Annotated in this window: 25 protein-coding genes; 11 read left to right on the top strand and 14 right to left on the bottom strand. The window is 46.2% G+C overall.

Going from position 1 to position 25,609, the window contains the following annotated elements:
- Positions 1 to 50 precede the first annotated feature (50 nt).
- The 3 genes from N4J56_RS19600 to N4J56_RS19590 all read left to right on the top strand — a co-directional run bounded on the left by N4J56_RS19600 (position 51) and on the right by N4J56_RS19590 (position 3,188).
- Positions 51 to 1,610 carry a PLP-dependent aminotransferase family protein gene (locus N4J56_RS19600; RefSeq protein ID WP_317107968.1) on the top strand — a complete coding sequence of 520 codons (1,560 nt, stop codon included), beginning with the start codon at positions 51 to 53 and terminating at the stop codon, positions 1,608 to 1,610.
- 162 nt (positions 1,611 to 1,772) lie between these two features.
- Positions 1,773 to 2,198 (top strand): pentapeptide repeat-containing protein, encoded by a 426-nt coding sequence (locus N4J56_RS19595; RefSeq protein ID WP_317107967.1) that lies wholly within the window; start codon positions 1,773 to 1,775, stop codon positions 2,196 to 2,198.
- A gap of 219 nt (positions 2,199 to 2,417) precedes the next feature.
- On the top strand, positions 2,418 to 3,188 hold the full coding sequence (locus N4J56_RS19590; protein WP_317107966.1) for a Uma2 family endonuclease: 771 nt from the start codon (positions 2,418 to 2,420) through the stop codon (positions 3,186 to 3,188).
- Between the two features lie 24 nt (positions 3,189 to 3,212).
- On the opposite strand, the gene N4J56_RS19585 is transcribed toward N4J56_RS19590, so the two are convergent.
- The gene (locus N4J56_RS19585; RefSeq protein WP_317107965.1) at positions 3,213 to 3,797 is read right to left on the bottom strand and encodes a PAP/fibrillin family protein; all 585 of its coding nucleotides are present in this window, start codon (positions 3,795 to 3,797) and stop codon (positions 3,213 to 3,215) included.
- A gap of 269 nt (positions 3,798 to 4,066) precedes the next feature.
- Between N4J56_RS19585 and N4J56_RS19580 the strand changes: the two genes are divergently transcribed.
- Positions 4,067 to 4,324, top strand: a complete 258-nt coding sequence (locus tag N4J56_RS19580) for a DUF3134 domain-containing protein (protein WP_015156101.1) — start codon at positions 4,067 to 4,069, stop codon at positions 4,322 to 4,324.
- A 169-nt stretch (positions 4,325 to 4,493) separates the two neighbouring features.
- On the top strand, positions 4,494 to 5,603 hold the full coding sequence (gene mraY, locus N4J56_RS19575; RefSeq protein WP_317107964.1) for a phospho-N-acetylmuramoyl-pentapeptide-transferase: 1,110 nt from the start codon (positions 4,494 to 4,496) through the stop codon (positions 5,601 to 5,603).
- 115 nt (positions 5,604 to 5,718) lie between these two features.
- Here the strand turns inward: mraY and N4J56_RS19570 are convergent, their stop codons facing one another.
- From N4J56_RS19570 to dxs, 9 genes are all read right to left on the bottom strand, one after another.
- Positions 5,719 to 6,405 carry a hypothetical protein gene (locus N4J56_RS19570; RefSeq protein WP_317107963.1) on the bottom strand — a complete coding sequence of 229 codons (687 nt, stop codon included), beginning with the start codon at positions 6,403 to 6,405 and terminating at the stop codon, positions 5,719 to 5,721.
- A gap of 399 nt (positions 6,406 to 6,804) precedes the next feature.
- On the bottom strand, positions 6,805 to 7,308 hold the full coding sequence (locus tag N4J56_RS19565; protein WP_317107962.1) for a MogA/MoaB family molybdenum cofactor biosynthesis protein: 504 nt from the start codon (positions 7,306 to 7,308) through the stop codon (positions 6,805 to 6,807).
- Positions 7,309 to 7,322: 14 nt separating this feature from the next.
- On the bottom strand, positions 7,323 to 7,658 hold the full coding sequence (gene psb28, locus N4J56_RS19560; protein WP_317107961.1) for a photosystem II reaction center protein Psb28: 336 nt from the start codon (positions 7,656 to 7,658) through the stop codon (positions 7,323 to 7,325).
- Positions 7,659 to 7,780: 122 nt separating this feature from the next.
- Positions 7,781 to 9,547 (bottom strand): tetratricopeptide repeat-containing serine protease family protein, encoded by a 1,767-nt coding sequence (locus N4J56_RS19555; protein ID WP_317107960.1) that lies wholly within the window; start codon positions 9,545 to 9,547, stop codon positions 7,781 to 7,783.
- Between the two features lie 119 nt (positions 9,548 to 9,666).
- Entirely contained in the window at positions 9,667 to 10,440 is a 774-nt protein-coding gene (locus N4J56_RS19550; RefSeq protein ID WP_317107959.1) for a serine protease, read from the bottom strand.
- An 81-nt stretch (positions 10,441 to 10,521) separates the two neighbouring features.
- A complete protein-coding gene (locus N4J56_RS19545; protein WP_317107958.1) occupies positions 10,522 to 11,190 on the bottom strand; it encodes a COP23 domain-containing protein in 669 nt (222 codons plus the stop codon).
- A gap of 317 nt (positions 11,191 to 11,507) precedes the next feature.
- The gene (locus tag N4J56_RS19540; RefSeq protein WP_317107957.1) at positions 11,508 to 12,947 is read right to left on the bottom strand and encodes a serine/threonine-protein kinase; all 1,440 of its coding nucleotides are present in this window, start codon (positions 12,945 to 12,947) and stop codon (positions 11,508 to 11,510) included.
- Positions 12,948 to 13,104: 157 nt separating this feature from the next.
- Entirely contained in the window at positions 13,105 to 14,169 is a 1,065-nt protein-coding gene (gene mtnA, locus N4J56_RS19535) for an S-methyl-5-thioribose-1-phosphate isomerase (protein ID WP_317107956.1), read from the bottom strand.
- A 209-nt stretch (positions 14,170 to 14,378) separates the two neighbouring features.
- A complete protein-coding gene (dxs, locus tag N4J56_RS19530; RefSeq protein WP_317107955.1) occupies positions 14,379 to 16,289 on the bottom strand; it encodes a 1-deoxy-D-xylulose-5-phosphate synthase in 1,911 nt (636 codons plus the stop codon).
- Positions 16,290 to 16,662: 373 nt separating this feature from the next.
- Between dxs and N4J56_RS19525 the strand changes: the two genes are divergently transcribed.
- Both N4J56_RS19525 and N4J56_RS19520 read left to right on the top strand, forming a co-directional pair.
- The gene (locus tag N4J56_RS19525) at positions 16,663 to 17,556 is read left to right on the top strand and encodes a trypsin-like serine peptidase (RefSeq protein ID WP_317107954.1); all 894 of its coding nucleotides are present in this window, start codon (positions 16,663 to 16,665) and stop codon (positions 17,554 to 17,556) included.
- A 110-nt stretch (positions 17,557 to 17,666) separates the two neighbouring features.
- Positions 17,667 to 18,050 carry a hypothetical protein gene (locus N4J56_RS19520; RefSeq protein WP_317107953.1) on the top strand — a complete coding sequence of 128 codons (384 nt, stop codon included), beginning with the start codon at positions 17,667 to 17,669 and terminating at the stop codon, positions 18,048 to 18,050.
- A 66-nt stretch (positions 18,051 to 18,116) separates the two neighbouring features.
- On the opposite strand, the gene cobS is transcribed toward N4J56_RS19520, so the two are convergent.
- From cobS to ftsH3, 3 genes are all read right to left on the bottom strand, one after another.
- Positions 18,117 to 18,869 (bottom strand): adenosylcobinamide-GDP ribazoletransferase, encoded by a 753-nt coding sequence (gene cobS, locus N4J56_RS19515; protein WP_317107952.1) that lies wholly within the window; start codon positions 18,867 to 18,869, stop codon positions 18,117 to 18,119.
- A gap of 133 nt (positions 18,870 to 19,002) precedes the next feature.
- Positions 19,003 to 19,377: a type IV pilus biogenesis protein EbsA gene (ebsA, locus tag N4J56_RS19510; protein WP_317107951.1), complete on the bottom strand. Its 375-nt coding sequence runs from the start codon at positions 19,375 to 19,377 to the stop codon at positions 19,003 to 19,005.
- Between the two features lie 219 nt (positions 19,378 to 19,596).
- Positions 19,597 to 21,435, bottom strand: a complete 1,839-nt coding sequence (gene ftsH3 / locus N4J56_RS19505) for an ATP-dependent zinc metalloprotease FtsH3 (protein ID WP_317107950.1) — start codon at positions 21,433 to 21,435, stop codon at positions 19,597 to 19,599.
- A gap of 113 nt (positions 21,436 to 21,548) precedes the next feature.
- Between ftsH3 and N4J56_RS19500 the strand changes: the two genes are divergently transcribed.
- Both N4J56_RS19500 and N4J56_RS19495 read left to right on the top strand, forming a co-directional pair.
- Positions 21,549 to 21,701, top strand: a complete 153-nt coding sequence (locus tag N4J56_RS19500; RefSeq protein ID WP_317107949.1) for a hypothetical protein — start codon at positions 21,549 to 21,551, stop codon at positions 21,699 to 21,701.
- Positions 21,702 to 21,736: 35 nt separating this feature from the next.
- Positions 21,737 to 22,594 (top strand): EamA family transporter, encoded by an 858-nt coding sequence (locus tag N4J56_RS19495; protein ID WP_317107948.1) that lies wholly within the window; start codon positions 21,737 to 21,739, stop codon positions 22,592 to 22,594.
- A 44-nt stretch (positions 22,595 to 22,638) separates the two neighbouring features.
- Here N4J56_RS19495 and N4J56_RS19490 read toward each other — a convergent pair whose 3' ends face one another.
- Complete coding sequence (locus N4J56_RS19490; RefSeq protein WP_410500544.1) at positions 22,639 to 23,448, bottom strand: aminotransferase class IV; 810 nt, start codon at positions 23,446 to 23,448, stop codon at positions 22,639 to 22,641.
- A 189-nt stretch (positions 23,449 to 23,637) separates the two neighbouring features.
- Between N4J56_RS19490 and N4J56_RS19485 the strand changes: the two genes are divergently transcribed.
- Entirely contained in the window at positions 23,638 to 23,892 is a 255-nt protein-coding gene (locus tag N4J56_RS19485; RefSeq protein WP_015156119.1) for a DUF4212 domain-containing protein, read from the top strand.
- A gap of 9 nt (positions 23,893 to 23,901) precedes the next feature.
- Positions 23,902 to 25,578, top strand: a complete 1,677-nt coding sequence (locus N4J56_RS19480) for a sodium:solute symporter family protein (protein WP_317107946.1) — start codon at positions 23,902 to 23,904, stop codon at positions 25,576 to 25,578.
- The last annotated feature ends 31 nt before the right edge of the window (positions 25,579 to 25,609 follow it).

Below are 25,609 nucleotides of genomic sequence, written 5' to 3'. Positions count from 1 at the left end.
AAATACCAACCGAAAATCAACAATTAACGATTAGCGATTAGCAAGTTACTATGAAAATTATTTTAAATCGCCACTCTCCCCAACCACTTTATCTACAAATTCGCGACTATTTGAGTCGTTTGATTCAATCTGGTAAACTCGCTTCTGGGGAAAAATTGCCTTCAATTCGGAATTTAGCAGCAAGTATTGGTGTGAATAAATTAACAATTGTTGAGGCTTATGGTGTATTAGAAGCTGACGGTTTAATTCAATCTCGTCCAGGTGCGGGATATTTTGTCAGCAATACTGTATCCTCACCACAATGGCGATCGCATTTTTCTCCAACTCAAAAAGTGACGATTTTTGAAACGGGAGAAACTTTTTGCGAGCAAATTATGGCTACTTTGCAAGCTCAACAACAAAAAGACATTATTAATTTTAGTTCTGGATTTCCTCTAACACAAGAATTGGCTAATTTTCAACGCATTGCCAAACGAGCGATCGCCAATTCTACCGATACTCTATTCCGCTACGATTTACCACAAGGACAACTTGTTTTGCGCCAACAAATAGCCCAGATGCTATTAAACCAAGGTCTAGAAGTTTCTCCTGAAGAAATTATCGTGACCAATGGTTCGGAACAAGGCTTATCGCTGGCAATGCGTTACTATCTTCAGCATGAAGATTGGGTAATTGTTGAAACACCTACCTATCACGGAGCTTTGGGAATACTCGCAAATTTGGGCGTTAAAGTTATTGGTATTTCCATGACAGCAGAAGGTATGAATTTGGAGTTGTTAGAACAATATCTTTGCAGTCATCGCCCTAAATTAATTTATACAATTAGTACTTTACACAATCCGACTGGGATTACGACTTCCCAAACTCATCGCCAAAAATTGTTAGCCCTGGCTCAACAATACGAATGTCCCATTTTGGAAGATAATGCTTATGAAGCCCTAAATTTTGAATCTGAGCCTGTTGCAGCTCCAATTAAAGCTTTAGATCGCAGCGATATTGTCACCTATATCAGTACGTTTTCTAAAACTTTAATGCCTGGTTTGCGAGTCGGTTATACAGTTGTGACGGGCAAGCATTATCAACCAATTTTAGAACAGAAAATTCTGCAAGATTTGCACTCATCTACAGTTTCGCAAGCAATTGTCAGCGAGTTTTTGGCTGGCGGACATTATCGTCGCTATCTCAACCGCTTGCGGACAAACCATCTTCAAAGTCGTAACGCCATGCTTCAGGCTTTAGAGCGTTATTTTCCTGCCCAAGCCAGTTGGACTATTCCCCAGGGAGGGCTATTTCTTTGGGTACATTTGCCAGAAGGTATATCCGCACAAGCGATTTGTCGAGAAGCATTATCTCGTAAGATTCTCGTCGCCTCTGGAACGGCATTTTTTCCCAATCACCAAGGTTATCCAGCCCTGCGCTTAAATTTTTCTAATTCCCTTGCAGACATCGATCGCGGGGTTGCTGTGTTGGGTGAGCTAGTACAAAAATATTTAGCAGCAGTCGTGCCTCAACCTAGCCGTGCGATTAGCGATCGCCCTCTGGAAATAGCGAGCAACGTGCGCGTTCCCAATCTGGGAATGTTGACAAAAAATTCGGTGCAAGGGTATTGACAAATTACATATTTTTTGCATCAAGCTTTGATGTTTTCTCTCTAAGGTTGAGTATAATTGCTATCCAGTTCCGCCTATTGCCTGATGGAAATAGCAGATTAATTGAGCGATCCTAGTAACAAGCTACTAGATAGCTGCATCCGTGAATTGAGGTTAAGCAAGATGAAACTAGCAATGCTCTCTACTACGGTTGCGATCGCTGCTCTTTCGATTGCGACTCCTGTACGGGCAGAAAACCCCACCCATGTCAGACAATTACTGGCAACTGGAGAATGCCCGAGTTGCGATCTTTCTGGGGCAAATTTGAGTGGCGCTCATTTAATTGGTGCGGATTTGCGAAATGCAAATTTATCAGGTGCTAACCTAACAAATGCTAATTTAGAAGGTGCAGATTTAGAGGGTGCTAACCTACAAAAAGCTAATTTGCAGAAAGTTTTGGCTAGCGACACAAGTTTGATTGATGCAAATTTAAAAGGTGCTAATTTTCAACAAGCACAATTAGCAAGCACTGTTTTTGATGGGGCAGTTGTAACTGGTGCGAATTTCCAAGGCGCGAAGCTTTACACGGCAAATTTTGATAATCAGTGACCAGTTATAGCAATTCTCAGTTAAATGAGGTAAATGGATCTGTAGGGGCACACAACCGTGCGCCCCTGCGAATGTATTACACCCACATGGGAAATGATATATCAGTGACCAATTAATAGAGTGCGGGGTATAGAGTGTAGGGATAGTTTATTACTTCTGCCTCCTGCCTTCTTACACTAAACTATAATATGTCGGTCTACATTCCCAGGTTTAAATGCGATGTCCCTGGCAAAAGACTTAGAAACTCCAGACTTTGAACCAGAAGATGTTATCTTTCCTCCTGGGGACTTATGGAGTGACGAACCGCCTTTGGAAAGCGAACTACATTTACGCCAACTGCTACTGCTAATTGAATGCTTGGAATTGTGGTGGAAAGACCGTCAAGATTTTTATGCTTTTGGTAATCTCACCATATATTACAGTCCTCGCCAACTCAAATCAGAACAGTTTCGAGGTCCAGATTTCTTTGTCGTGTTAGGTACTGAACGTAAACCACGCAAAAGCTGGGTTGTTTGGCAAGAGGATGGTAAGTATCCGAACGTCATCGTAGAAGTTCTCTCCGATACAACCGCTAAAACTGACAGGGGTTTAAAAAAACAAATTTACCAAGATACTTTCCGCACCCCAGAATATTTCTGGTTCGACCCAAAAAGTTTTGAATTCAAAGGCTTTCAATTGGTTGGAGGTCAATACCAAGAATTACAGCCAAATCCTCAAGGTTGGTTGTGGAGTCAGCAACTAGAGTTGTATTTAGGGATTTCTGAAGAAAAGTTACGGTTTTTTACTCCTGATGGTCAATTAATCCCGACTCCGCAAGAAGTTGCGATCGCAGAACAGCAGCAAAGAGAGTTAGCACAACAGCAAGCACAAGCAGCGCAGCAACAAGCGCAAGCAGCACAGCAACAGGCGCAAGCAGCGCTTCAACAGGCAACAGAGTTAGAGTCTATGTTGGCACGCTATCGCGAACGTTTCGGTGAATTGCTTGATTAAAGTAATGGCTGTATTCTCAACAAACTAAACTTTAGTCAATACGAAGATACTCCCCTCATTACCCCGTCCGATGCGTAAATCGCTATCCAGGTAGGTAATATCTACCCAGCCTTGTTGTCTGTTACTGTTAATCTTAGTATCCAAAGCCGTAAATTTTTTTCCTGCTTCTATTTCTTGAATAAAACTAGCAGGCGACTGATAGCTAAACAAGCGTTGTAAACCAATAATCGATCGCTCGAATTTAACTTCAATTCGGCGTTCGGAGACAGGAGTAAATTTAGCGACAACGCTAATTACTCCTTCAAGAAAAGGCAAGCCGTAAACTTCGGCAATATTGTAAATACTTTGAGTTTGAACGCGAACGCATTGATAAATTTGACCGAGTTTGAGTAATGGGAATTGGTCGATATTTAACAATCCCTTACTTGTCGTATAGAGCAAGCGCCAGTCTCCATTCAAGAGTTCGCCAGCTTCTACCGGACGAGGTGTAGGATTACGGTCTTCTAACTGAGCGATCGCGGCGAGGACGGCTTGTTTATCTACCTCTGTTGATAACAACCCGCGATTCTTACCAGCAATCTTTTCCAAAAGTGTTTCTTTTCCTAACATTTTTATCTCCTCTTTGTCGGGAGTCGGGAGTCGGGAGTCGGGAGTCGGGAGTTAATTCTGACTTCTGACTTCTGACTTCTTTGCTATATAGTCTCATCATACGAAGCCATGTAGTTTTTGCTATCTACGATCAGATAATTTTTTTGTCAGAGCTATTATTGTCGATCGTTTGTCACTTACAACAACCAGCAATCAACTACCAACTACCAATTACCAAATGATAAACTTTAGATGTATAATTGCATCTCCTTGTCTAGCAAAGCTTAAATATGCACAACTCTCCGCTTAGAGAAGAACCACGGGAACAGCCAGCTCGTGTCATTCCTTTAAAACAAGAATCGTCACTAATTGACTGGTTGCAATCTAACGGTCGGTTGATCCCCCGCGATGGCGTTCAGGAACCAGATCTGCTAACCGAAGTGGAAGACGGCGACTCTTCTCTCGACTTGCTTGAAGGTGATGATGTTGGCGATTTCTACGATGATGACGATGATTTAGGAGATATTGATGAAGCTGATGATGCGTAGCTGAGAGTCATTTGTCATCTGTCATTGGTCATTAGCAACTCACAAAGAACGAATAATCAATGACCAATGACGCTTCAAAAATATTACATTTAAATACTTTCAAGGCAGCACTTTCGATTCAGTTCCGATAATGTCCTCAGCACGTATCTAGTCAAAAGGCAACTTTGTTGTGGACGCGAAATCATCTTCTTTCTGGTCTTTCCATCTCTCCGGTACGAGACTGCTTATCGTCCTAAGCCTTGCACTCGCTACCGCCTCGCTGACTCTCGATCTAACAGCGCAGCGCCTACCCTGGCAAGGGCGATCGCTAACTTTTCCTTTCTTATTCTGCACTGCTGTCACTGCCGCAGTTGGTTTTTGGATAGTCCCGATCCTTCAGCAGTTAAAAGCCGGACAAGTCATTCGCGAAGACGGTCCCCAAGCACACTTAAAAAAAGCAGGTACGCCGACGATGGGTGGCATATTTTTTGTACCTGTAGCGGTCATCGCTAGCATCATCTTATCGGCGCTGGTGCTGGAAAATCATCACCTCGCCCCTGTATTGGCGATTGCTGGAATTACGGTCGGTTACGGGTTTATTGGCTGGTTGGATGATTGGCAAATTTTGCGTCGCCAGTCTAATAAAGGTATTTCCCCACGTCTGAAACTGGCTCTGCAAGTTGGTTTCGGTTGCCTATATTGCCTGTGGCTGTGGAGTCGATCGGGAGATCTGACGACGATCGCGTTACCTTTTGGGTTTGCTCTGCCCTTGGGTTTGCTATTCTGGGCGTTAGCAGTGTTTGTCTTGACGGCAGAAAGCAATGCCACTAATTTAACCGACGGTGTGGATGGTTTGGCAGGAGGAACGGTAGCGATCGCGCTTTTAGGATTGGGAGCGATCGTCGCGCCTAATTTCCCCAGTTTGGCAATTTTCTGTGCTTGTTTGAGCGGTAGCTGTATCGGCTTTTTAGTACATAACCGCAATCCCGCTCGCGTCTTTATGGGAGATACGGGTTCTTTAGCACTTGGAGGCGCGTTAGCAGGAGTCGCTCTCATGAGTAACACCCTCTGGGCGCTATTTATCCTCAGTGGGATCTTTTTTGTCGAATCTTTATCAGTGATCGCACAAGTTAGTTATTACAAAGCCACCAAAGGAGCCGATGGTAAAGGCAAGCGTCTGTTTAAAATGGCTCCCTTCCATCACCATTTAGAATTGTCTGGGTGGTCGGAACTACAAGTGGTTGCCGTATTCTATGCAATTAATGCTTTTTTGGCTTTGGTATCTATTTGGCTGGCTTGAGCGATCTAAAAATAGATCGTACACATTTCGTAGGGGCGCACAGCTGTGCGCCCCTACAAGTTTTATGCACTGGACAGAGAATCGCTATCAGTTAAACGGCGATCGCGCCACAGAACTACATGAATCCGCCGCCAGCACCACCGCCGAAAGGATTGCCCCCGCCGCCGAAGGGATTTTCGCCACCGCCAGCACCACCACCGAAGGGGTTTTCACCGCCGCCAGCACCGCCGCCGAAGGGATTTTCGCCACCGCCAGCACCGCCGCCGAAGGGGTTTTCGCCACCGCTAGCGCCAACATTACCAAATACATCTTCAAAGCTGTCGATGCCAACTTCTTGCAATGAACCCCAAGGCGATTGTCGAAAGAGGCTATCCATATCGGTGCTATCGCTCATCCCAGTGCTGTCACCACTGCCATCACTACCATCACTAGTGTCACTGTTAGGGCTTGACTCCCCGCCAGATACCTCACTAAAATCCCATGTATAGCTACCGGAATCGCCAGTAGGCGATTGGTTAGCGCCGCTATCACCCGTCAGAGAATCGCTACCTTCTGTGTCGCCCCAAGGAGCTGAGTTTGTCCCTACAATGTTGTCCGAGCTTAACTGTTCGCCTTGTGGTTGACCGCTATCATCTGTGAATTGTATTGTCATATTCGTACCTACAGCAAAGGGTTCGCTACTATCACTTGGTGGGTTGCTATCAGCAGGAAGTTGCAATGTAATGTTCGATCCAACAGCAAAAGGTGTATCTTCACTATTGGTGGTGTTGCCACCGTTATTGTCGTTTTCAGACGTTGCCATTCAACACAAATCCTCTTAACTTCTATGACTGAAATTGTCTAGAGTTCAAGCACAACTTTTTGCTAAAAATATTTTTTGACTAGCAATTCATGTGTACTTAAAGACTCAAGGATTACCTTTTTGCTTCTAGTTTTGGCACTTTAAGCTAGAAGAAGGTGGAAAAGAGAGTATAGCAAGCTTGACAATTTGCCCGATCGCAGTCAAATTGCAAACTTAATTCCCTCGATAAAAATGCAACAACCGCTACACTATGCCTAGCAGTTTATGCAAGTTGAGAAAAGATTACTATGAGAAATATTTAGATTGACTTGTCAGTTCTTTTGAATGGTGGAGGGACAAAATTTTATGTTTCTACTATATCTTTTGCTAGATGTCTGCGCATCTACCGACAATCGCCAACTACTTTTGTAACTGTCTGACTAAATGAGTTAACTCTGGCAAAATTAGCTTTTCCATTGCCAGTTGTACGGCGTTAGTAGAACCTGGAAGCGAAAAAATGAGCTTACCCTGATATACACCCGCGATCGCTCGCGAAGCTATGGCGCGGGAACCAATGTCTTGATAGCTCAGATACCGAAATAATTCGCCAAATCCTGGTAAAGTTTTCTCTAGCAAAGAGGCGATCGCGTCGTAGGTTGTATCTCTGGGGGCGATACCCGTACCCCCGTTACAAATTGCCACATCTAAATCTACACGCTGGCTGAACGATTCTATCTGCGATCGAATTTGCTCTGGTTCGTCTTTAACAATCGCATAAAATCCCACAGTATGATGCGCTGCTACGAGCAATTGCTCGATGCGGCGACCGCTTTTATCTGTTTCTGGGGAACGGGTATCGCTGACGGTGATAACAGCACAACGGACTGTCAATCCTGGTATGTCAGGGTGAGGCTGATGTGTCACAGATTTCTAAAAAACTATGATTTGTTGAATCCCAAGCCGTGTTCGTTGGCGTATCTTTCCATAAACCGCATAAACCGATCCCACTCTTCGGTCGATTTCATCAGGTAGATCGCTTCAATGGCTTCTGGTTTGCCGTTGATAAATTTTCCCTTGACTTCGCGGGTCACGAGTTCCCCTTCTTCATCAATTAAGTACATCCCCGTCACTTCTTCATTGCTACCCTCGCTCAAAATTTGGGGGTTTTGAAAATAAAAAGTTGCCGTACCATTACTCCCATCTCGCGATCGCGTCAAGCGTACATCTGGGACTGTTTCTTCGGTAATACCTTTAGAAAACTGAATCTGAGCCATAATAACGATCTGTAAATTTCTATGATGAGTTGTTTAAGTATTTTCTCATCATTTTGAACTAGCTGACGCATCAGTTGTCAGTGTAGAGACGTTCATGTAACGTCTCTACACTGACTTAACCACTACCAAGTTGAGTTATTTTCGGGTTGCGTTGGTGCGGCAGATTCGGGAATATTACCTGAATCGCTAGAGTTAGTTGGTTGAGTGTTGGTTGGTTGAGAGTTAGTTGGTTGGTTGAGATTGGTGGAATTATCTGATGGTGAAGTTGTTGTTGGAGTGACTACAGGTGCGGGTACTGCGGGAATTACGGGCATTGCTTGAATGCTCTCAATTTTCTCCAATGCTTTTTGATAATTCGTGCTGTCGTTTTTTTGTTGAAATATATTAGCAGCCAACTGTAAATCCTCGATCGCACCTTGGCGATCGCCTAAATCGCGCCGCACGAGACCTCGGTTGTAATGAGCTTCGGCATTTTTCGGCTCTATGCTAATGACTTTACTAAAATCATCAACTGCCCCTTGTCTGTCTCCCAAGCGGCGGCGGAGAATTGCTCTGTTGTTGTACACTGTCGTCCAACTAGGATCGAGATTTAAAGCATGGCTAAAATCATCCAGCGCTCCTTTAGAGTCTCGCAGCATTGTCCGAGCCAAGCCACGATTGTAATATGCCCTAGAATTATCCGGTTCGAGCCGGACGACGCGATCGAAATCGTCAAACGTTCCCTGACCGTCTCCCATACTGCGGCGAATCGCACCGCGACTGTGATAGGCTTGAGCGTCGTTAGGAACGAGAGTGATGTAGCGATCGAAATTTGACAGCGCTCCCTGCTTGTTGCCCCGATTATAAAAAATCACGGCTCTTTGGTAATAAGCATTGGCATAGTTGGGGTCAAATTTCAGCGCTTGGTCGTAGTCTGCTAGCGCCCCCTGCTTGTCTCCTTGGTCGTAACGGGCGTTTCCCCGTTGATAATAAGCGTCAGCGTAGTTGGGGTTGCGGGCAATCGCTTGGGTGTAGTTAGCAATTGCTCTCGATCGATCGCCGCGATCGCGTTCTACCGATCCTTTAGCGAAAAAGTCTGAAGCAGATTTGGGATTTTCTAATCTTTGAGCTGGTTTATCCGTACTGGGGGCAGTATCCACTGCGACTGCTGGAGCTTGAGGAATCTGCGATCGCATTGCCAAAAACGTATTAATCGGAATTGCCCCATTAAAGCCAGTTTTCATATTCACCGCCATCGTCGCGTCGCTCCCCTGCTGCTTCACGTCTACGCGATCGCTACCTCCCAACCCGTGAATCCCAACGACGCGACCATCAATATCGAAGACAGGACCGCCGCTCATTCCACCTTTTGTCACTGAGTTATAACGCAGTGTATAGCCTTCTGGCGCACTGCTGGGGCGACTGGTCACGAATCCCGGCGAAAAGACAAAATCGCGGTCTGCACCAAATTTCCGATCTAAAGCAGGGAAGCCCATGACAAAAATTTCTGCTCCTACAGGCACGTTAGACGGCGCTAGCTTGGCAACGGGGTATACAGCCGCACTACTAAATGTCACCAATGCCAAATCGGGGTCGTTCGGGCTTTTTTGCAATTTTTCCGTACTCACAACTGCATAACTCTGACCGTCATGAGTACGAATCGTATGCGGTGCAGGCATTAAAGCAACATGATTGCACGTCAGCACAGTGTAAGTATTGCCCTGCCGTTGAATAATCACTCCAGAACCGCCATCTTTAACTCCCATCGGAGGATTGACCTGCACCGTCATTGGACTGCCAATTTTGACAATTTCTTGAGGAGATAGAGCCAGCGCTAAATTATGGCTCGTCAGTAACACTGCTAAAGTTACCATTCCGGTCAAAAGAGGATAAGTAAAGTTTGTTTTCATAAATCAGTTATCAGTTATCCGTTATCAGCTATCAGGGAGCAGGGAGCAGGGAGTAGTGACCAGTGACCAGTTAATTCTCTACTTATGACTTACGACTTACGACTTACGACTTACGACTTCTACTTCAGTGCTTGCCAAAAAGCCGTGGCGGGGATTGCCCAGCTCAACGCTTCCATTTGCTGGTACATTTGCTCGGATGGTGCAGAGCCATCAGTAAATGTAAATGCACTAATACCTTGAGGCGGGTATTTCAAGCGACCGTTGATTCCAATGAGTTGTCCTTTGCGGTTTAAAACTGGTCCACCACTCATCCCTGGATCGATCTCGTTGGTATAACCCAGTTGATATCCTTCCTGTAGAGATTTTTCTGGCAGCATTGCCACTTCACCATCCGTCACTCGTAAGGCTTTAATACCCCAAGTCCGAGTGTCCTCGACTGCATCCGCACTCGTCCATTGCCAATTAGGAAATCCAGCAGCATAGATGGAATCGCCGACAGCTACAGCTTTGGTATCGGCGATCGCCACGACTTGATATGCTGTTTTGCTAGTAAACTCTACCAAGGCTAAATCCGAGCCAGACAATACAGGCGATCGCAACCGCTTGCCTACGTGCTTTTGTCCGTCTGCGGTTAGAATCGTGAAGCGCTCGTCCTCACCCTCACCCACAATGTGAGCGCAGGTCAATATGGTGTATGTTTCTCCTTTGTGCCGCACGATCGCACCCGATCCTGTAGCAGCAGCGGCAAAAATTCGTATAGTCACTTGTCTGGCAACTACTGGCACTGCGATCGCTACGGCGGTTTCTGCACTTGTAACCTGACTCATCAGCATCGGCTGAGACTGCGATCGCGCTAAGGCTCGTTCGGAGTTTTGCAGTATAGAAATATACACTAAACTCGCAGTTATCAGTGTACTTACCAAGACTTTAACAATCAATTTACCTCTTGCCTCTCGCCAACTACCAATTACCAACTACCAACTACTATTTGCAGGAGCGTTACTAGGTTGCTGCACGGGAGATGCTTCGCTTGCGCCTGTACCTGCTGATTCGTAACCAGCTGAAAAAGCCTCCTCTACTGCTGCTTCCATATCAATAGCGCCAGTAGGTGCAGTCTCACCTTCACCGCTAGCACTCTCACGAATTGCCGAATAGTCGGCACGCTGACCGAAACGCAGCAAATTGGCTAAAGCTGCACCAGGGTTTTTAGCGTTTTCTGGAGAGAGGGTAAATAGCGTATTGCTTGTATCGCAGCTAGCACCAGAATTGACATAACAGATAACTGTCTCATTTTTAATGATTCCAGTTGTCAGTAGTAAATTACTTAGTCTCCCACCATTCGCGGCAACTGCTTTAGTCAACTTCTGGGAAACTAGCTGACAGCGTTCTTGAGGCGTATATTCTGCACTGACTTGTCTTTGCCAGGTAATCATTGGTGCAGAGCGTTGATTTCCCCTAGCTGCAACCGTAGCAAAGCCATTCCCAGAACGGACGCAAACAAAAGTGGTTGCCTGATTGGAGGTATTTTGTGGAGATACTTGACTACGACTGGTATTCTGCGCCCCTACTCGATCCTGAAATCCTATGGTACTGGCACATGTCACGCTAGCTACTAAAACAAAGATTGGAAATTTAAATTTCATAAGAAACTTTTTTAATTCTCAGTTATCAGTTTTCAGTTATCAGTTGAAAGTGGTGCGTGGCGCGTGAAATACTTACGACTTACGACTTATGACTTATTATGACTTTCCATACACTACTCACTCTCTATACAAACTGACATCTTAAATTTTCGTGAAATGTCTCGAAGAATTTATTCAATTTTTCTTAACTTACGTAGAAAATAGTACCTTTTTTCTACCCGTTCACAGAGAATTTAAGGATTTTTTCGGTTATTATTTGTGATTTATTATACTGCAATTGTATAGGTAATTCGAGGGGGTGTGGCGCGATCGCTTTCTTACCACGGTTCCAGTGGTTGTGGTGATGTGGGTGGCGTTGAAGGGGATTGAGTTGGAGGCTTGGATTGAGGTAGCAAAAAATACAAATAGAAAATGCCAGCCACAAGTCCCACTCCTGCTACTCCTAACACAAAGCCCGCACTAGATAATAACCATAAGTTTCTTCTGGTTCTTTGTGTTTCGCGGCTATCTTGCTGGATAGGAGGGTTTTGCAATTGAGTTTGACTTAACTGCGGCGATCGACTTAAGTTGGTTGGATTCGCGTTGCTGGGATTCAAGTTTATGGCATCGGTGCGATGAGCTGGCGGCGTATACTGCTTGGGTTGATGTTGGTGCAGATCGAATACGCGCGTTTGAGGAGTCTGAGTTTGATTAGATGCGGGGGAATTTACTGACGGCGGTGTAGGCTTTCTCTCATCTGTAGCTGAGTTTACTGAAGAATTTGAGGCGATCGCCTTCTTAGTGGGTTGAGAATGGATAAAACCAGCAGTATGCCCCAAAGAAGTTGGTAGCACGGATTGTAGTGCCGCACTTAATTCTACCACTGAGCCAAAGCGTTGCTCTGGTTGCTTGTTTAAACAGCGCATGACAATTGCTTCTAGCTCGACCGACAAGTTTTCACATTTAGGTTGCGATCGCAATGATTGAGGCATTTGGGAAGTGTGGGCAATTCCCCATGACACGCCACTCGTTTTGCGGGCTTCAGTTCCGAAGCCAAATGGATCGGAACCACTCAGCATCTCATAGAGAATCATCCCCAAACTGTAAATATCTGCCCGTCCGTCGATATTTTTCTCTATTTGTAACTGTTCTGGTGCAGCGTAGCGGAACGTACCCAAGAACGTACTGGTCAGGTTAGTTAACTCTAGTGCTTCATCGCGGATTTTAGCAATTCCAAAATCGAGAATTTTGACCAACTCCCCCAAAGCCGTAGGGATCAGAAAAATATTATCGGGTTTGAGGTCGCGGTGAACGATTTGGATGGGATCGCTCGTGGTGACAACTCCCTCACGCCGAATCCTAACACCTTGGTGAGCGAGTTGCAGTCCCGCACAGACTTGACAGGCAATTTCAATCGTTCGTTCTACAGGCAATCGTGTCTCTCGTCGAAGGAGTTGCCCCAGGGTTTCGCCAACGAGGTATTCCATCACGTAGAAAGGGTATCCCTCTTCCGTCACGCCGTAGTCACTAATATCGACAATATGGTCGCTTTTGAGGGCAGCACAAAGCATTGCCTCGCGCTCAAAACGTTTATGCAATGGAATCGAGACAGCGAGCGTGTCTCTCAGTAATTTCAGCGCTACCTCCTGTCCCAGCCGCGTATCCATAGCTAGATAAACGTTACCCATACCACCCGCACCGATGCGCTGTTCTAGATAATAGCGTCGGCAATCGCCAATAAAACGACCGATCCAGGGATCTGAGCTTGAAGTGTTCATCAAGAAGGTGGTGCGTGGTGCGTGTCGAGCGGGTGTAGGGTGTGGGGTGTAGGGTGTAGGGTGTAGGGTGTGGGGGTGTAGGGTTGAATTGTGACTTGTGACTTGTAATTGCTCCGCGACTCTCTCTTTCCCCTGCTCCCTGCTCCTGCTCCCTTTCCTATGCTACATATTTATGCTGTAACTCTTGCTGCAACTGACTGGGAGAAAATGCCCCATGCTCGGTAATAATTGCTGTAATCAAATGAGCTGGAGTTACGTCAAAAGCTGGGTTGTAAAATTCCACGCCTGCTGGAGTCAAGATAGTATTGTCAATCTGATAGACTTCAACCGGATCGCGTTCCTCAATTGGGATTTCTCGACCAGTTGCGATCGCAAAATCAATTGTTGCTACGGGTGCAGCAACATAGAAAGGAACGTCATGTGCCTTAGCTACCAGCGCTAAGCTGTACGTGCCAATTTTATTTGCTGTATCGCCATTAGCGGCGATACGGTCAGCGCCCACCACAACGGCGTGAATCATGCCTTGCTGCATACAGTGAGCAGCCATACTATCTGTAATTACCGTAACGGGTATCCCTTCCTGGACGCATTCCCAAGCAGTTAGTTTTGCCCCCTGGAGACGAGGGCGAGTTTCATCGGCATAGAGGCGCGATAACCTACCACAAGACCAAGCAGAACGCACAACACCCAAAGCCGTACCGTAACCTGCGGTTGCTAAGGCTCCAGCATTGCAATGAGTTAAGAGATTGAGTTGAGCGGGAGTTTTTGGCAAGAGTTCCAGACCGCGATCGCCAATTGCCTGACAAGTTTGTAAATCTTCGGCTTGAATTGTCTGTGCTGTAGTTAACAAAACTTGGCGAATTTCCTCCACCGTGCCGATCGTTTCGTAGGCAGTTTTTAACATGCGGGCGATCGCCCAAAACAAATTTACCGCTGTCGGACGGGTTGTTCGCAACATCTGAGCCACTTGCTCTAGCTGCGACAAAAACTGCTCTCGATCTTGGGTTTCAATCTCTCTTGCCCCCAAGTACATACCGTAGGCAGCAGCGATACCGATTGCTGGTGCGCCTCGGACAATCATCGTTTTAATTGCCTGTGCCATATCTTCACAGCGATGAATTTCCACAAAGGCATACTCGGCTGGCAAGTGCGTTTGGTCGATGAGTAAAACCGAGCCTTCGTGCCAAATTACAGGGTAGACGTGGGTAGGACTAGAGATCATAGAGAGCTAGGGGCTAGGGAAAAGTCAAAAGTCAAAAGTCAAAAGTCAAAAGTCAAAAGCCAGGAGAAGCTGGATATAAATTCTTATATATCACTACTCACTACCTACTCTACTCACTCATAACAAACGACGAATGAGGAATGACTATTTACCAATTACCAATTACCAATATAAAAAAGGTGGGCGATCGCCCACCTCAAAATCAAAAATTACGAACCTACAGAAGATAGCTGCTGGCTAAAGAAGGCTTGACGCACGGTTTCAGCAATTTGCGGACTGGTCAAACTCAAATCGGCTTTTGATTCATTTGGTTCAGCGTGATCTACTAAAGTATCTGGTATGCCAATTCGCTTGACAGGCACGACAACATTTGCATCGAGTAAAGCTTCGGCTACCGCAGAACCAAACCCACCCATCAGACAGCCTTCTTCTAAAGTCACGACGCGCCCGATTTGCTGCGCTAGAGGTAGAATTAGCTCTGTATCTAGGGGTTTGGCGAAACGAGCGTTAATTACTGTTGCTTCAATGCCGTGTTCGCGCAAAATTTCTGCGACTTGCATCGCAGGGTGAACCATCGCACCAAAACCAATCAGTAAGAGGTCGTCCCCATGTCTGAGAATTTCCCCTTTCCCAATTGGCAAGGATTCCCAACCTTCCTCCATGAGGGGAACGCCGTAACCGTTACCGCGTGGATAACGCATGGCGATCGGTCCATCAGTGTAGTTAACTCCAGTAACGACCATCTGCTGCAACTCGGCTTCGTCTTTGGGAGCCATCAAAACCATGTTGGGCAAGCAGCGCAGGTAGGCAATATCGTACATACCTTGGTGCGTCGGTCCGTCAGACCCAACAATGCCCGCCCTGTCCATACAGAAAAAGACGGGTAAATTTTGGATGCAGACATCGTGGACTATCTGATCGTAGGCACGCTGCAAGAAAGTTGAATAGATTGCCACCACAGGACGCATTCCTTCGCAAGCTAAGCCAGCGCCTAGAGTGACGGCGTGTTGTTCGGCAATCCCAACATCGATATATTGTTTTGGTAGCTTACTCGCCAGTTTATCCAGTCCCGTTCCAGTTGCCATTGCTGCTGTAATCCCGATAATTTTTGGATTATTTTCAGCTAGTTTGACCAAAGTATGAGCAAAAACCTTAGAGTAGCCGGGGGGTTTGGGCTTGCTGGAGGGTATGGCTTTACCCGTTGTCAAGTCGAAGGGAGATTGAGCGTGATATCCCACTTGGTCTTTTTCGGCAATCTCGTAACCTTTCCCTTTAACTGTCGCAACGTGGACGAGTACTGGTCCTTGGATGTGATGTGCTTGCTCGAAGGTCGCAATCAATTCTGCCAGATTATGACCGTCTACTGGTCCGAGATAGGTGAATCCGAGTTCTTCGATAATTGCTCCAACTTTTGACACGGCTAACCGCTTCATGCCACCCTTAAGCCGATGCAGTTCGGGGGTGAGAGATTCGCCAACAAAGGGAATGTGTTTAACTTGTTCTTCTAAATTATCGGCAAGAAACTGTACTGGTGCAGAAAGACGCATTTTATTTAAGTAACGAGAAATTGCACCGACATTCGGTGAAATTGACATCTCGTTATCGTTCAATATCACGAGTAAATTTGTCTTAGGCAAGTGTCCGGCGTGGTTGATCGCTTCAAGTGCCATACCACCTGTTAGCGCTCCATCACCAATAATTGCTGCGACTTTAAATTTATCCCCCTTGAGATCTCGTGCCAGTGCCATTCCCAGTGCAGCAGAAATACTCGTAGAGGCGTGACCCGCGCCAAAATGGTCGAATTTGCTCTCACAGCGCTTGAGATAGCCAGCGACTCCATCTTTCTGCCGTAGAGTGTGAAACTCACTGTATCGACCAGTAATCAGCTTGTGCGGATAGGCTTGATGCCCGACATCCCAAATCACCTTGTCACGATCGAGGTCTAATGTTTGATATAGCGCTAGGGTCAATTCCACCACGCCTAGCCCTGGTCCCAGGTGTCCGCCACTAGCGGCGATCGTTTGCAAGTGTTTTTCGCGAATTTGACGAGCAATCTGTTGTAACTGACGAATCGACAAACCGTGCAACTGATTAGGATGGGTGATTTCACTCAGGTGCATATTGGGTGTTCCCTCTGCGTTGCGTCTTGTGCTTCACCGCTCGACTGTTGCCAACTGTCTTGGGTAGAGTCGTAGAGGTGAAGTATGTATTCCTTCCTCAATGTAAAAGATTTCGGGTGCAATGCATATTAGTAAATATTTTGTGTTCAGATATTTACCGCGATCGCCCTCTCTGCTATACCTTAAATTCACATCCTACAGGTTATACCCGAGTTTTAGTCATTAAATTGACATAAAAAGTTGTTGCCTTACCAAGGCTTTAACTCTACTGTGAAGATTGGGTAAATAGCTAGTAGAGGGTAGGGAATATGTCATCTACCTTATGTATTAGCTTTCATCCACAAATTAAGGATTATGGATGAAGGTACTCTTTATGAGTAAAAATCTTAATTGCTTAAAGTTTTTGACGAAAAACCGTAGGTTAACTGCAACTATCTTATCGATCGGCAGTTGTTTGGGAGCGATCGCCACTTCACTGCAACCCTTATCAGCAGCAGTGATCGGACAAGACGATCGCTTTACACCAACTTACGAACAGCTGACTAGCTCGGGGCAACAGTTAAAAGCTGTAGGTCAGCTAATAACTGAAACAGCAGACGGGAAGTATAATTGGTGTACATTCACTGTTATCGGTCGTAACATCGGGTTAACGAATGCCCATTGCATCGTAGATGATAAAGGAGCGCCTAAGCAAATCAAAGCTGCTTATCCTGTAAGGCACGGCGATCGCGCTCTAACCGTGACTAACGTTGATGGTTATTGGATTGGTAGAGATACTGCTCCCGTATATGTTGAAGATTTTACCAGAGATTGGGCAATCATTCGTTTTACAGCTAATCTAGGAGACCTGACTGGTTGGTTGGGTAATGCCGAATGGAATCCGAATGATATCAATAGTGCTGGTCAACGTGTTCTCGGTCTAACTGCGGGTTATGTTGGCTATCCTCAAGACTGGCCCACAGACGCAACCCTTCAGCCAGGAGATGTTCGCGGTTCTATCCCAGCCCTTCAATATGGCTGTACTATTCAGAAGGTAGAAGGGGGTATACTATGGCACGATTGCGATACTACGGGTGGAACTTCTGGTTCTTCTTTATTTACAGCAGTGTCACAGACAGACTTCCGTACTATTGGTCTACACTGTGCTGAATACCCAGTACAAAACCCTTACATTAACTTAGCTGTACCGTTAGAACGGTTTATGCCAGCAGTACTGAAATTGAGGGAGACAGGAGCAGCCTCCGATACAGTAGTTCCTCTCCCCTAAGTTTTTGTTATTCAGAATTTGAAACGCTAAATATCTATTCTGTCTTGTCTTCACCTAGTCACTATGGCTGGGTTTCACCTAGCCTTTTCTATCCCTTACCTTTACTAACAATGAGCATTAAACGCAATCAAAACATATTATTAGGAATACTTATAACTGCATCTGTTGGCGTAGCAACAACATCTGCGACAATTGCGCTCGCTGGCGATAACCCAATTTGCTATATGCAGAATAGAGACGGTCGGCAACTTGACCTATCTAAATTATGCGATCGCTCTACACCTGCCAATTCTCCTGCTCCAACTACTAATAAACCTCAACCTACTGCTAATACAAGCAATTCCCCAACTAACAGTTCCATTGTCGAAAAAATCGACCCCAAAGCACCAGCAAAAATTCCCCGCGTCGTCACTGACAAACCACCTGATTTTTGGTATCAAGTTCCCGACTTGCCTCATCCACCATTCAAGGGGGGTACTAGCAATAGCCGCTGAACGGTTTTCAGTGGGGTGTAGAGACGCAGCAGCTATTTTTAAGCGAATTCGCGATCGCTAGTGTTATCAAAAAGCTGTCAGCAAGCACAAAAATAAGGCTTCCGTCCATTCTACGATCGCGCCGTAGGTATCTCCCGTATGACCGCCTAACTTATAATTCAACCAAGCGCCAGTCATAATAGAGATTGCACTGCCACCTAATGCCATAGCAAGAGACGCTACAATGCGATCGCGGTCTAGCAAGATTTGTACTCCACTAAGACCGAGTAATAATAACAGTCCTGGCAATAAATCCCAATAAGACCGAATCGCTGCTTTGTGAAACGCTCCTTTACCTGTAGGTTTGAGATAAGGATACCAGGCGATCGCGACTTGTTGTCCCCATCGTCCCCAACCACAAGCTGCCATCAATATTAAAGGGCGATAAGTATCGAGATCGGTCAAGGCTGATATTTTTAATAGTAGGATGGCGATCGCCACCATTGCTCCAAACGCACCTGTAACGCTATCTGCCATGACTTGTAAGCGTCTTTGCGGATCTTGTACTGCCAAGCCATCCGCCGTATCCATTGCACCATCTAAGTGCAATCCCCCAGTCATCGCCATCCAACTCACGACAACTACAGCACTGCGAGTTAGTATGGGTACGCCTAATAAAAATAAGCCCAGATCTAACAATCCCAGAATTCCACCAACAATCAAACCTACCAGCGGTACAAGACGCGCTACGCGCTGAAAGTCTAAATTCAACTTAGGGATGGGCAGACAAGTATAAAATGCGATCGCTGCTAGAAAATCTAATCCAAGTTTTAATATCACAATTTATAAGTCTCCCTTTCTAAAGGGAATTGAGGGGAATATAATCTATGTTCTCACCCTCAAGCGATCGCGCCACCAATTATCGATCGCTAGCAGCTAATTGCTCAGAACTACTCATAAGAATAACTGTTTGCTATTCTTCAATGCGGAGTAGTTTGCGGTAAAAAGGTTTAGAAAAATCTGTACTGCGGCTGCGCTGAAAATTGAGAATAACATCGATTAAATGATCGATATATTCCGAACTTTGCATCAGCAGCTCGTAACTCAACTCGGCATTACCATCAAATTGTAGCCGACATCGGATCAGGTCTGCTGGTAATGTGGAAATATTCCAAGTCGCTATAAAAGTAATACCATCCGCGCCTTCAATTCTACGCTGTCCTTCCATTACTCCTTTTTTAAACAAACTGATGGCAAGAGGTAAGATATTACGTTTATTGCCTTGAAAATAGGGAAGGTAAACTCTTAATTCTTGCTGGTTGGCGGGTTGAAGTTGTTGAATAGACATTCGTAATAGGTAGTTGGTAGTTGTTGGTAATTTTGTAGAGACGTTACATGTAACGTCTCTACACTGACAACTGTTTGCTATTTTTCAGTATTCCCAGAAATTGCCCTATGACAACACTTACTCGCTGCAATAAAAAAGGTGAGCCTTGCCCACCCTACTATTGAAATAAAAAAAAGGTGAGCCTTGCCCACCCTAATATAATGTTAAGGTCTTGAACAACTATGCGATCGCAGCTGTTCTGACATCATTATTTGCTAACAACTCTTGCAGTTCGTCTGCATCTACAGTTTCTTTCTCTACTAGCATTTGAGCTAGCCGATCTAGAATGGCACGGTTGTTAGTTAGTACTGATTTTGCTCGCTTGTAAGCGGTATCAACTAGCTGATGCACTTCTTCGTCGATGACGGCGGCTGTCTCTTCTGAGAAATCGCGTTCGGCAACGATATCGCGTCCGAGGAACATATTACCTTGTTGACGACCGAGAGCAACCGGACCGAGGCGATCGCTCATACCAAAACGAGTAATCATTTGTCTGGCGACTCTGGCGACTTGTTGTAAGTCGTTGGATGCACCAGTGGTGACTTCTTCTTCGCCAAAGATAATTTCTTCGGCAATCCGACCACCTAAAGCTACAGCCATTTGATTTTCTAAATACGAACGGCTATAGAGTCCGGTGTCCATCCGGTCTTCGCTAGGTGTGAACCAAGTCAAACCACCAGCGCGACCGCGAGGAATGATGCTAATTTTCTGTACGGGGTCGTAGTCTGGCATCAGCGCCCCTACAAGAGCGTGACCAGCTTCGTGATAGGCTACGAGTTGCTTGCGCTTTTCGCTCATCACGCGGTCTTTCTTCTCTGGACCTGCCAAAACGCGATCGATCGCGTCATTGACTTCATCCATTGAAATTTCGCTCAGGTTGCGTCTAGCAGCTAAAATTGCAGCTTCGTTCAACAGGTTCGATAGGTCTGCACCTGTAAAACCTGGGGTACGACGGGCAATTCTGTCTAGATCGACATCTTTTGCCAAAATCTTGCCACGGGCGTGAACTTTGAGGATTTCCAAACGTCCGGCATAATCGGGTCGATCTACAACGACTTGGCGATCGAAACGACCGGGACGCAATAACGCTGCATCGAGTACGTCTGGGCGGTTAGTCGCAGCAATAATGATGATTCCAGTATTGCCTTCAAAACCATCCATTTCGGTGAGTAACTGGTTCAGGGTTTGCTCCCGTTCGTCGTTACCACCACCTAAACCAGCACCACGCTGCCGTCCGACGGCATCGATTTCATCGATAAATACGATACAAGGTGCGTTTGCCTTTGCTTGCTCGAATAGGTCGCGGACGCGAGACGCACCCACACCGACGAACATTTCAACGAATTCAGAACCAGAAATTGAGAAGAAGGGAACGCCAGCCTCACCCGCTACAGCACGAGCCAGCAGGGTTTTACCCGTTCCTGGGGGTCCAACTAGCAATACACCTTTAGGAATTTTCGCCCCGACTGCGGTGAAGCGATCTGCATTTTTCAGGAAGTCTACAACTTCGTTCAATTCCAATTTGGCTTGGTCAATCCCAGCCACATCGCCAAATGTTACCTGAGTTTGTGGCTCCATTTGTACCCTGGCTTTAGACTTGCCAAAGTTCATTGCTTGGCTGCCAGGACCATTTTGGGCGCGGCGTAGTAAAAAGAATAAGCCAACTAAAAGCAAGACGGGGACAAATAAGCTGCTTAGGGCTTTGAACCAAAAACCTTCATCAGTTTGAGGTAGAACCGCAATATCAACTCCTCTTTCCGTCAAGATCGAAATTAATTCGGGGTCATCGGGTAAATTAACGATGACTTGGCTGCCATCTTGAGGCTTGACAAGCGCCCTGGTGCGATCGGCACTAAGTCTGACCTGAGCAACTCTACCTTTTTCAACTGCTTGAATAAAATCGCTGTATCGCCATGTCTCTCGACTCTGAGGCTGTTTGTCAAAGAACGCTGTTCCCAGCGCAATGACCACAATTGCCAGTAATGCGTACAGCCCTGCGTTTCTCCACCGTTTATTCACCGAGGGTTAGCCTCCTAAAGCTTACGGGCAAGGGCGTTTTTTTCTTATGTTAATTAATTTTAATCTACCTTAGAAACTTGCCGCTTGTCAGGTATCAGAATGAGGAGCGAGGAGTGAGGAGCGAGGAGCGAGGGAAAGAATGTACTTTTTATCTCTCACTTTTACCTCTTTTCACGCACCGCACCACACACCACGCACCACGCACCACTATTCTTAGGGGTGATTTGTTGCGGCGGCTGATGCTGAATTATGGTGGATTGGGGTGACGCGATCGCACTTCGATCGACGATGTTGGTGAACGATGAAAAAGATTGGTTCTCAGCCTACTCTATCGCCTACAAGTTTGGTGCTGCTGTCGATCGCCTCGACTCAGTTAGGTTCGGCGATCGCGAAAACATTATTTAATACACTTAGTCCTGCTGCTGTGGTGCTGTTACGGGTGGGTTTTGCAGCGTTGGTGTTGCTGGTGCTGTGGCGATCGCAAATTAAGGGCATTCAGCGCCAGAACTACGGGGTGCTGATTTTGTTTGGTTTGTCTTTGGGTTTGATGAATCTCTCATTTTATCTGGCAATCGAGCGGATTCCAATTGGAATTGCGGTAGCGCTGGAGTTTATCGGTCCCTTAGGAGTGGCGATCGCTAATTCTCGGCGCTTGCTCGATCTGTTGTGGGTGTTGCTGGCTGGATGCGGTATCGCGTTGCTGGCTCCGATTGGTGGTTTGACTGTCAATCTTGCTGGAATTATTTTGGCGCTGACAGCGGGGGGATTTTGGGCGGCTTATATTCTCCTTTCTGCCAAAGTAGGGCGGGTTGTACCTGGAGGCGTGGGGCTGGCTTTGGCGATGGCAGTGGCGGCGATCGTTATGTTGCCAATGGGAATTGTTACGGGTGGCTCGGCGCTGTTAAATCCACAAATGTTATTTATCGGGTTTGGAGTGGCGATTCTTTCTTCGGCGATTCCGTACTCGTTTGAGCTAGAGGCGTTACGGTGGCTACCTGTAAGGGTGTTTGGCGTGTTGTTGAGTTTGGAGCCTGTGGCGGCGGCTGTCATTGGTTTTCTTGTTTTGCGGGAAACTTTGGAGTTACGGGCAATAATGGCGATCGCGTTGGTGACGGTTGCGGCGGGTGGGGCTTCTCTTTATGGGAGTGGGAGAGGATAATGTCACGCAAAGGCGCTAAGGCGCGAAGAGGAAGGCGCTGAGAGTTAGTCTGCAAACAATTTGCGTAGTTGCTCAAAGGCTGGATGATGGGGGTTGTAGTTTAGCTGATTCATTTTTTCTTGCCCTCGCTCCTCAAATACGCTATGGATGGGAATGAGTTCTACAATGCTGTTGCTATAGGCGATCGCTTCCATTTTGGCAACTACGTCTGGTGTCCAGCGTTTTTCAATAATTGGTTGGTTTTGATTTTTGAGCCAGTCCATGAGTTGCGATCGCATGACTCCTGGTAAGATTTCTGCTTCTAGTGGTGGTGTCCACCAGCAACCGTCTTGCCATCCCCACAAATTACCCGTACTGGTTTCCAGCCAGTTACCGTTGGCATCGACAAGAATTGCTTCGTTGGCTGTCATGTGTTGGGCTTTTGTCTTAGCTAGCCATGCGCCTAAGTAGTTGCCTGTTTTGTGAGTGGGGAGAAAGCGGTGAAATTCTTCTCCAGATATTAAGCTAGCTGCTACTCCATGTCTTTGCTTTTCTGTCAAGTCCGTTGGTAGCGATCGCCCAGTTATCCACTCTCTACCGTCAGGAAATATTGTGACTCTCAATACGGGAAAATCTTGCAGTAAGATTTCTGCTCCTTGTCGAACTTTCTGCCAGTTTGGTTCTTGCCAGTCTAAGAATTGAATGCTAGAGCGGAGGCGATCGCAATGCCTTTTCCAGTTCGTTAAGGGGCGATCGAGCGACTGACAATAAACTCGTAGCGTAGTAAACACGGTTGCTCCATACAAGAGTCCTGGATCGTCAACCGCTAACTCGATGACATTTGTTTTGATGAAGTCGCCGTTATACCAAAAAATTGCCGTTGCCTCAGTTTACTTGTCTTGAAGTTTTAATTTCTTTGTCAGTTAATTCATGCTTTCTTGCAACTGAAAAGCAAATGTTTTGTGTATCGATTAGATTGTTAAGTTTTAAACTGTTTTTACAATCAAAGCCTTGCGTTTTTACATCTTAATTCATATCATTTCACAAATTCAATTTATAAAACTATGGATAGAGATAGACAAGAAGCCTATTGGCGGGCAAACACGGCTTTAATTCGGAATCTATTAATTGTTTGGGCGCTGGTATCCCTGGTGTTTAGCATTCTGTTAGCACAGCCGTTGAATGCAATCCGACTTGGAAGCGTTCCTCTAGGCTTTTGGATGGCACAACAAGGCTCGATCTTAACTTTTGTCGTCTTGATTTTTATCTATGCGTTTCAAATGGACAAGCTCGATCGCAAATATGGGATTAGGAAGTGAGGGAAAATCATGTCAGCAGAACTTTGGACGATTATTTTAGTTGCCCTCTCTTTCCTACTGTATCTCTACATCGGGTGGCGATCGCGCGTCAAAGATAGTTCCGGCTTTTACGTCGCTGGGCAAGGTGTCCCCCAAATCGCCAATGGAGCTGCAACGGCGGCTGATTGGATGTCCGCAGCTTCTTTCATCTCAATGGCGGGGTTAATTTCGACTCTGGGCTACGATGGCTCGATTTATCTGATGGGTTGGACTGGCGGTTACGTGCTGCTGGCACTCCTACTTGCTCCATATCTGCGCAAGTTCGGGAAGTATACCGTGCCGGATTTTGTCGGCGATCGCTATTATTCTAATGCTGCTAGGTTAGTCGCGGTTGTTGCTGCTTTATTTGTCTCTTTAACTTATGTCGCCGGACAGATGCGGGGTGTCGGAATTGTTTTCAGCCGCTTTCTCCAAGTTAATATCGAAACGGGCGTGATTATCGGGATGGTGGTAGTGGCGTTCTTCTCAGTTTTGGGGGGGATGAAAGGTATTACCTGGACGCAAGTTGCCCAGTATGGTGTTTTGATTGTGGCTTATCTGATTCCAGCAGCAGCGATCGCCTATATTCTCACTGGTAATCCCGTGCCGCAACTGGCATTTACTTTTAGCGATATTGTGGGCAAACTGAATCAAATTCAGTTGGATTTGGGCTTTAAGGAGTACTCGCAACCATTTGCTAACCGCTCTCAACTGGATGTGCTGTTTACTACTCTCGCCTTGATGGTGGGGACGGCAGGATTACCCCACGTGATTGTCAGATTCTACACGGTTCCTAACGTCAGAGCAGCGCGTTATTCAGCTGGCTGGGCGCTGTTATTTATCGCCCTACTTTATACCAGCGCTCCAGCCTTGGCAACTTTCGCCCGTTACAATTTAATTAGCACTTTGCACAACCAGCCAATTACCCAAGTGCGACAGTTAGACTGGGCGAATAAATGGGAAAAAACCAAGTTATTAACCTTTGACGACAAGAATAATGATGGACGAATTGAGTTAACGCCCGATAAAACTACGAGCGAAATCACGATTGACCCTGACATTATTGTCTTGTCTACCCCAGAGGTGGCTAGGTTAGCTCCTTGGGTGATTGGACTTGTCGCTGCGGGAGGATTAGCCGCAGCTTTATCTACAGCTAGTGGTTTGCTGTTGGTAATTTCCAGTTCTGTCGCCCACGATATTTACTACCGCATCATCAATCCCAACGCCTCGGAAACCCAAAGGGTGTTTGTCGGTCGCATCATGGTGGGGTTAGCCGTCGTGCTGGCGGGTTATTTTGGGATTAATCCGCCTGGATTTGTGGCGCAAGTGGTGGCTTTTGCCTTTGGGTTGGCTGCTGCTAGCTTTTTCCCCGCAATCGTTCTGGGTATTTTTGACAAACGCACGAATCGAGAAGGCGCGATCGCGGGTATTATAGTCGGTCTATTGTTCACCCTGTTCTACATCGTTGGGGTGAAGTTTTACGGGATGCAACCTTGGTTATTTGGGATTTCTCCCGAAGGGATCGGCACTGTCGGGATGATGATTAACTTTATCGTTACCCTGATCGTTTCCCGCCTGACTCCACCGCCACCAATTGCCGTACAAGAAATGGTAGAAGATTTGCGCTCTCCTGCAGGTGCAGAGTTACCAGTTGAGTCTGTGCATTAATTTTTCTATTGTAGGGGCGCACAGCCGTGCG

Source organism: Chroococcidiopsis sp. SAG 2025 (assembly GCF_032860985.1).
Taxonomy (GTDB): Bacteria; Cyanobacteriota; Cyanobacteriia; order Cyanobacteriales; family Chroococcidiopsidaceae; genus Chroococcidiopsis.
The sequence above is the reverse complement of the archived record's forward strand: the minus strand, read 5'-3'. Positions and strand labels throughout refer to the sequence as shown.

Bases quoted from the DNA above. Each gene is read 5' to 3' on its own strand.
- N4J56_RS19600 (WP_317107968.1), top strand. From the start codon at position 51: ATGAAAATTATTTTAAATCGCCACTCTCCCCAACCACTTTATCTACAA.
- psb28 (WP_317107961.1), bottom strand. From the start codon at position 7,658: ATGGCTCAGATTCAGTTTTCTAAAGGTATTACCGAAGAAACAGTCCCA.
- ebsA (WP_317107951.1), bottom strand. From the start codon at position 19,377: ATGTCTATTCAACAACTTCAACCCGCCAACCAGCAAGAATTAAGAGTT.
- dxs (WP_317107955.1), bottom strand. From the start codon at position 16,289: ATGCACCTGAGTGAAATCACCCATCCTAATCAGTTGCACGGTTTGTCG.
- N4J56_RS19540 (WP_317107957.1), bottom strand. From the start codon at position 12,947: ATGAACACTTCAAGCTCAGATCCCTGGATCGGTCGTTTTATTGGCGAT.
- N4J56_RS19520 (WP_317107953.1), top strand. From the start codon at position 17,667: ATGAGCATTAAACGCAATCAAAACATATTATTAGGAATACTTATAACT.
- N4J56_RS19555 (WP_317107960.1), bottom strand. From the start codon at position 9,547: ATGAAAACAAACTTTACTTATCCTCTTTTGACCGGAATGGTAACTTTA.
- N4J56_RS19485 (WP_015156119.1), top strand. From the start codon at position 23,638: ATGGATAGAGATAGACAAGAAGCCTATTGGCGGGCAAACACGGCTTTA.
- N4J56_RS19545 (WP_317107958.1), bottom strand. From the start codon at position 11,190: ATGAAATTTAAATTTCCAATCTTTGTTTTAGTAGCTAGCGTGACATGT.
- mtnA (WP_317107956.1), bottom strand. From the start codon at position 14,169: ATGATCTCTAGTCCTACCCACGTCTACCCTGTAATTTGGCACGAAGGC.
- N4J56_RS19595 (WP_317107967.1), top strand. From the start codon at position 1,773: ATGAAACTAGCAATGCTCTCTACTACGGTTGCGATCGCTGCTCTTTCG.
- N4J56_RS19580 (WP_015156101.1), top strand. From the start codon at position 4,067: ATGCACAACTCTCCGCTTAGAGAAGAACCACGGGAACAGCCAGCTCGT.
- N4J56_RS19585 (WP_317107965.1), bottom strand. From the start codon at position 3,797: ATGTTAGGAAAAGAAACACTTTTGGAAAAGATTGCTGGTAAGAATCGC.
- N4J56_RS19570 (WP_317107963.1), bottom strand. From the start codon at position 6,405: ATGGCAACGTCTGAAAACGACAATAACGGTGGCAACACCACCAATAGT.
- N4J56_RS19495 (WP_317107948.1), top strand. From the start codon at position 21,737: ATGAAAAAGATTGGTTCTCAGCCTACTCTATCGCCTACAAGTTTGGTG.
- N4J56_RS19525 (WP_317107954.1), top strand. From the start codon at position 16,663: ATGAGTAAAAATCTTAATTGCTTAAAGTTTTTGACGAAAAACCGTAGG.
- N4J56_RS19480 (WP_317107946.1), top strand. From the start codon at position 23,902: ATGTCAGCAGAACTTTGGACGATTATTTTAGTTGCCCTCTCTTTCCTA.
- N4J56_RS19590 (WP_317107966.1), top strand. From the start codon at position 2,418: ATGTCCCTGGCAAAAGACTTAGAAACTCCAGACTTTGAACCAGAAGAT.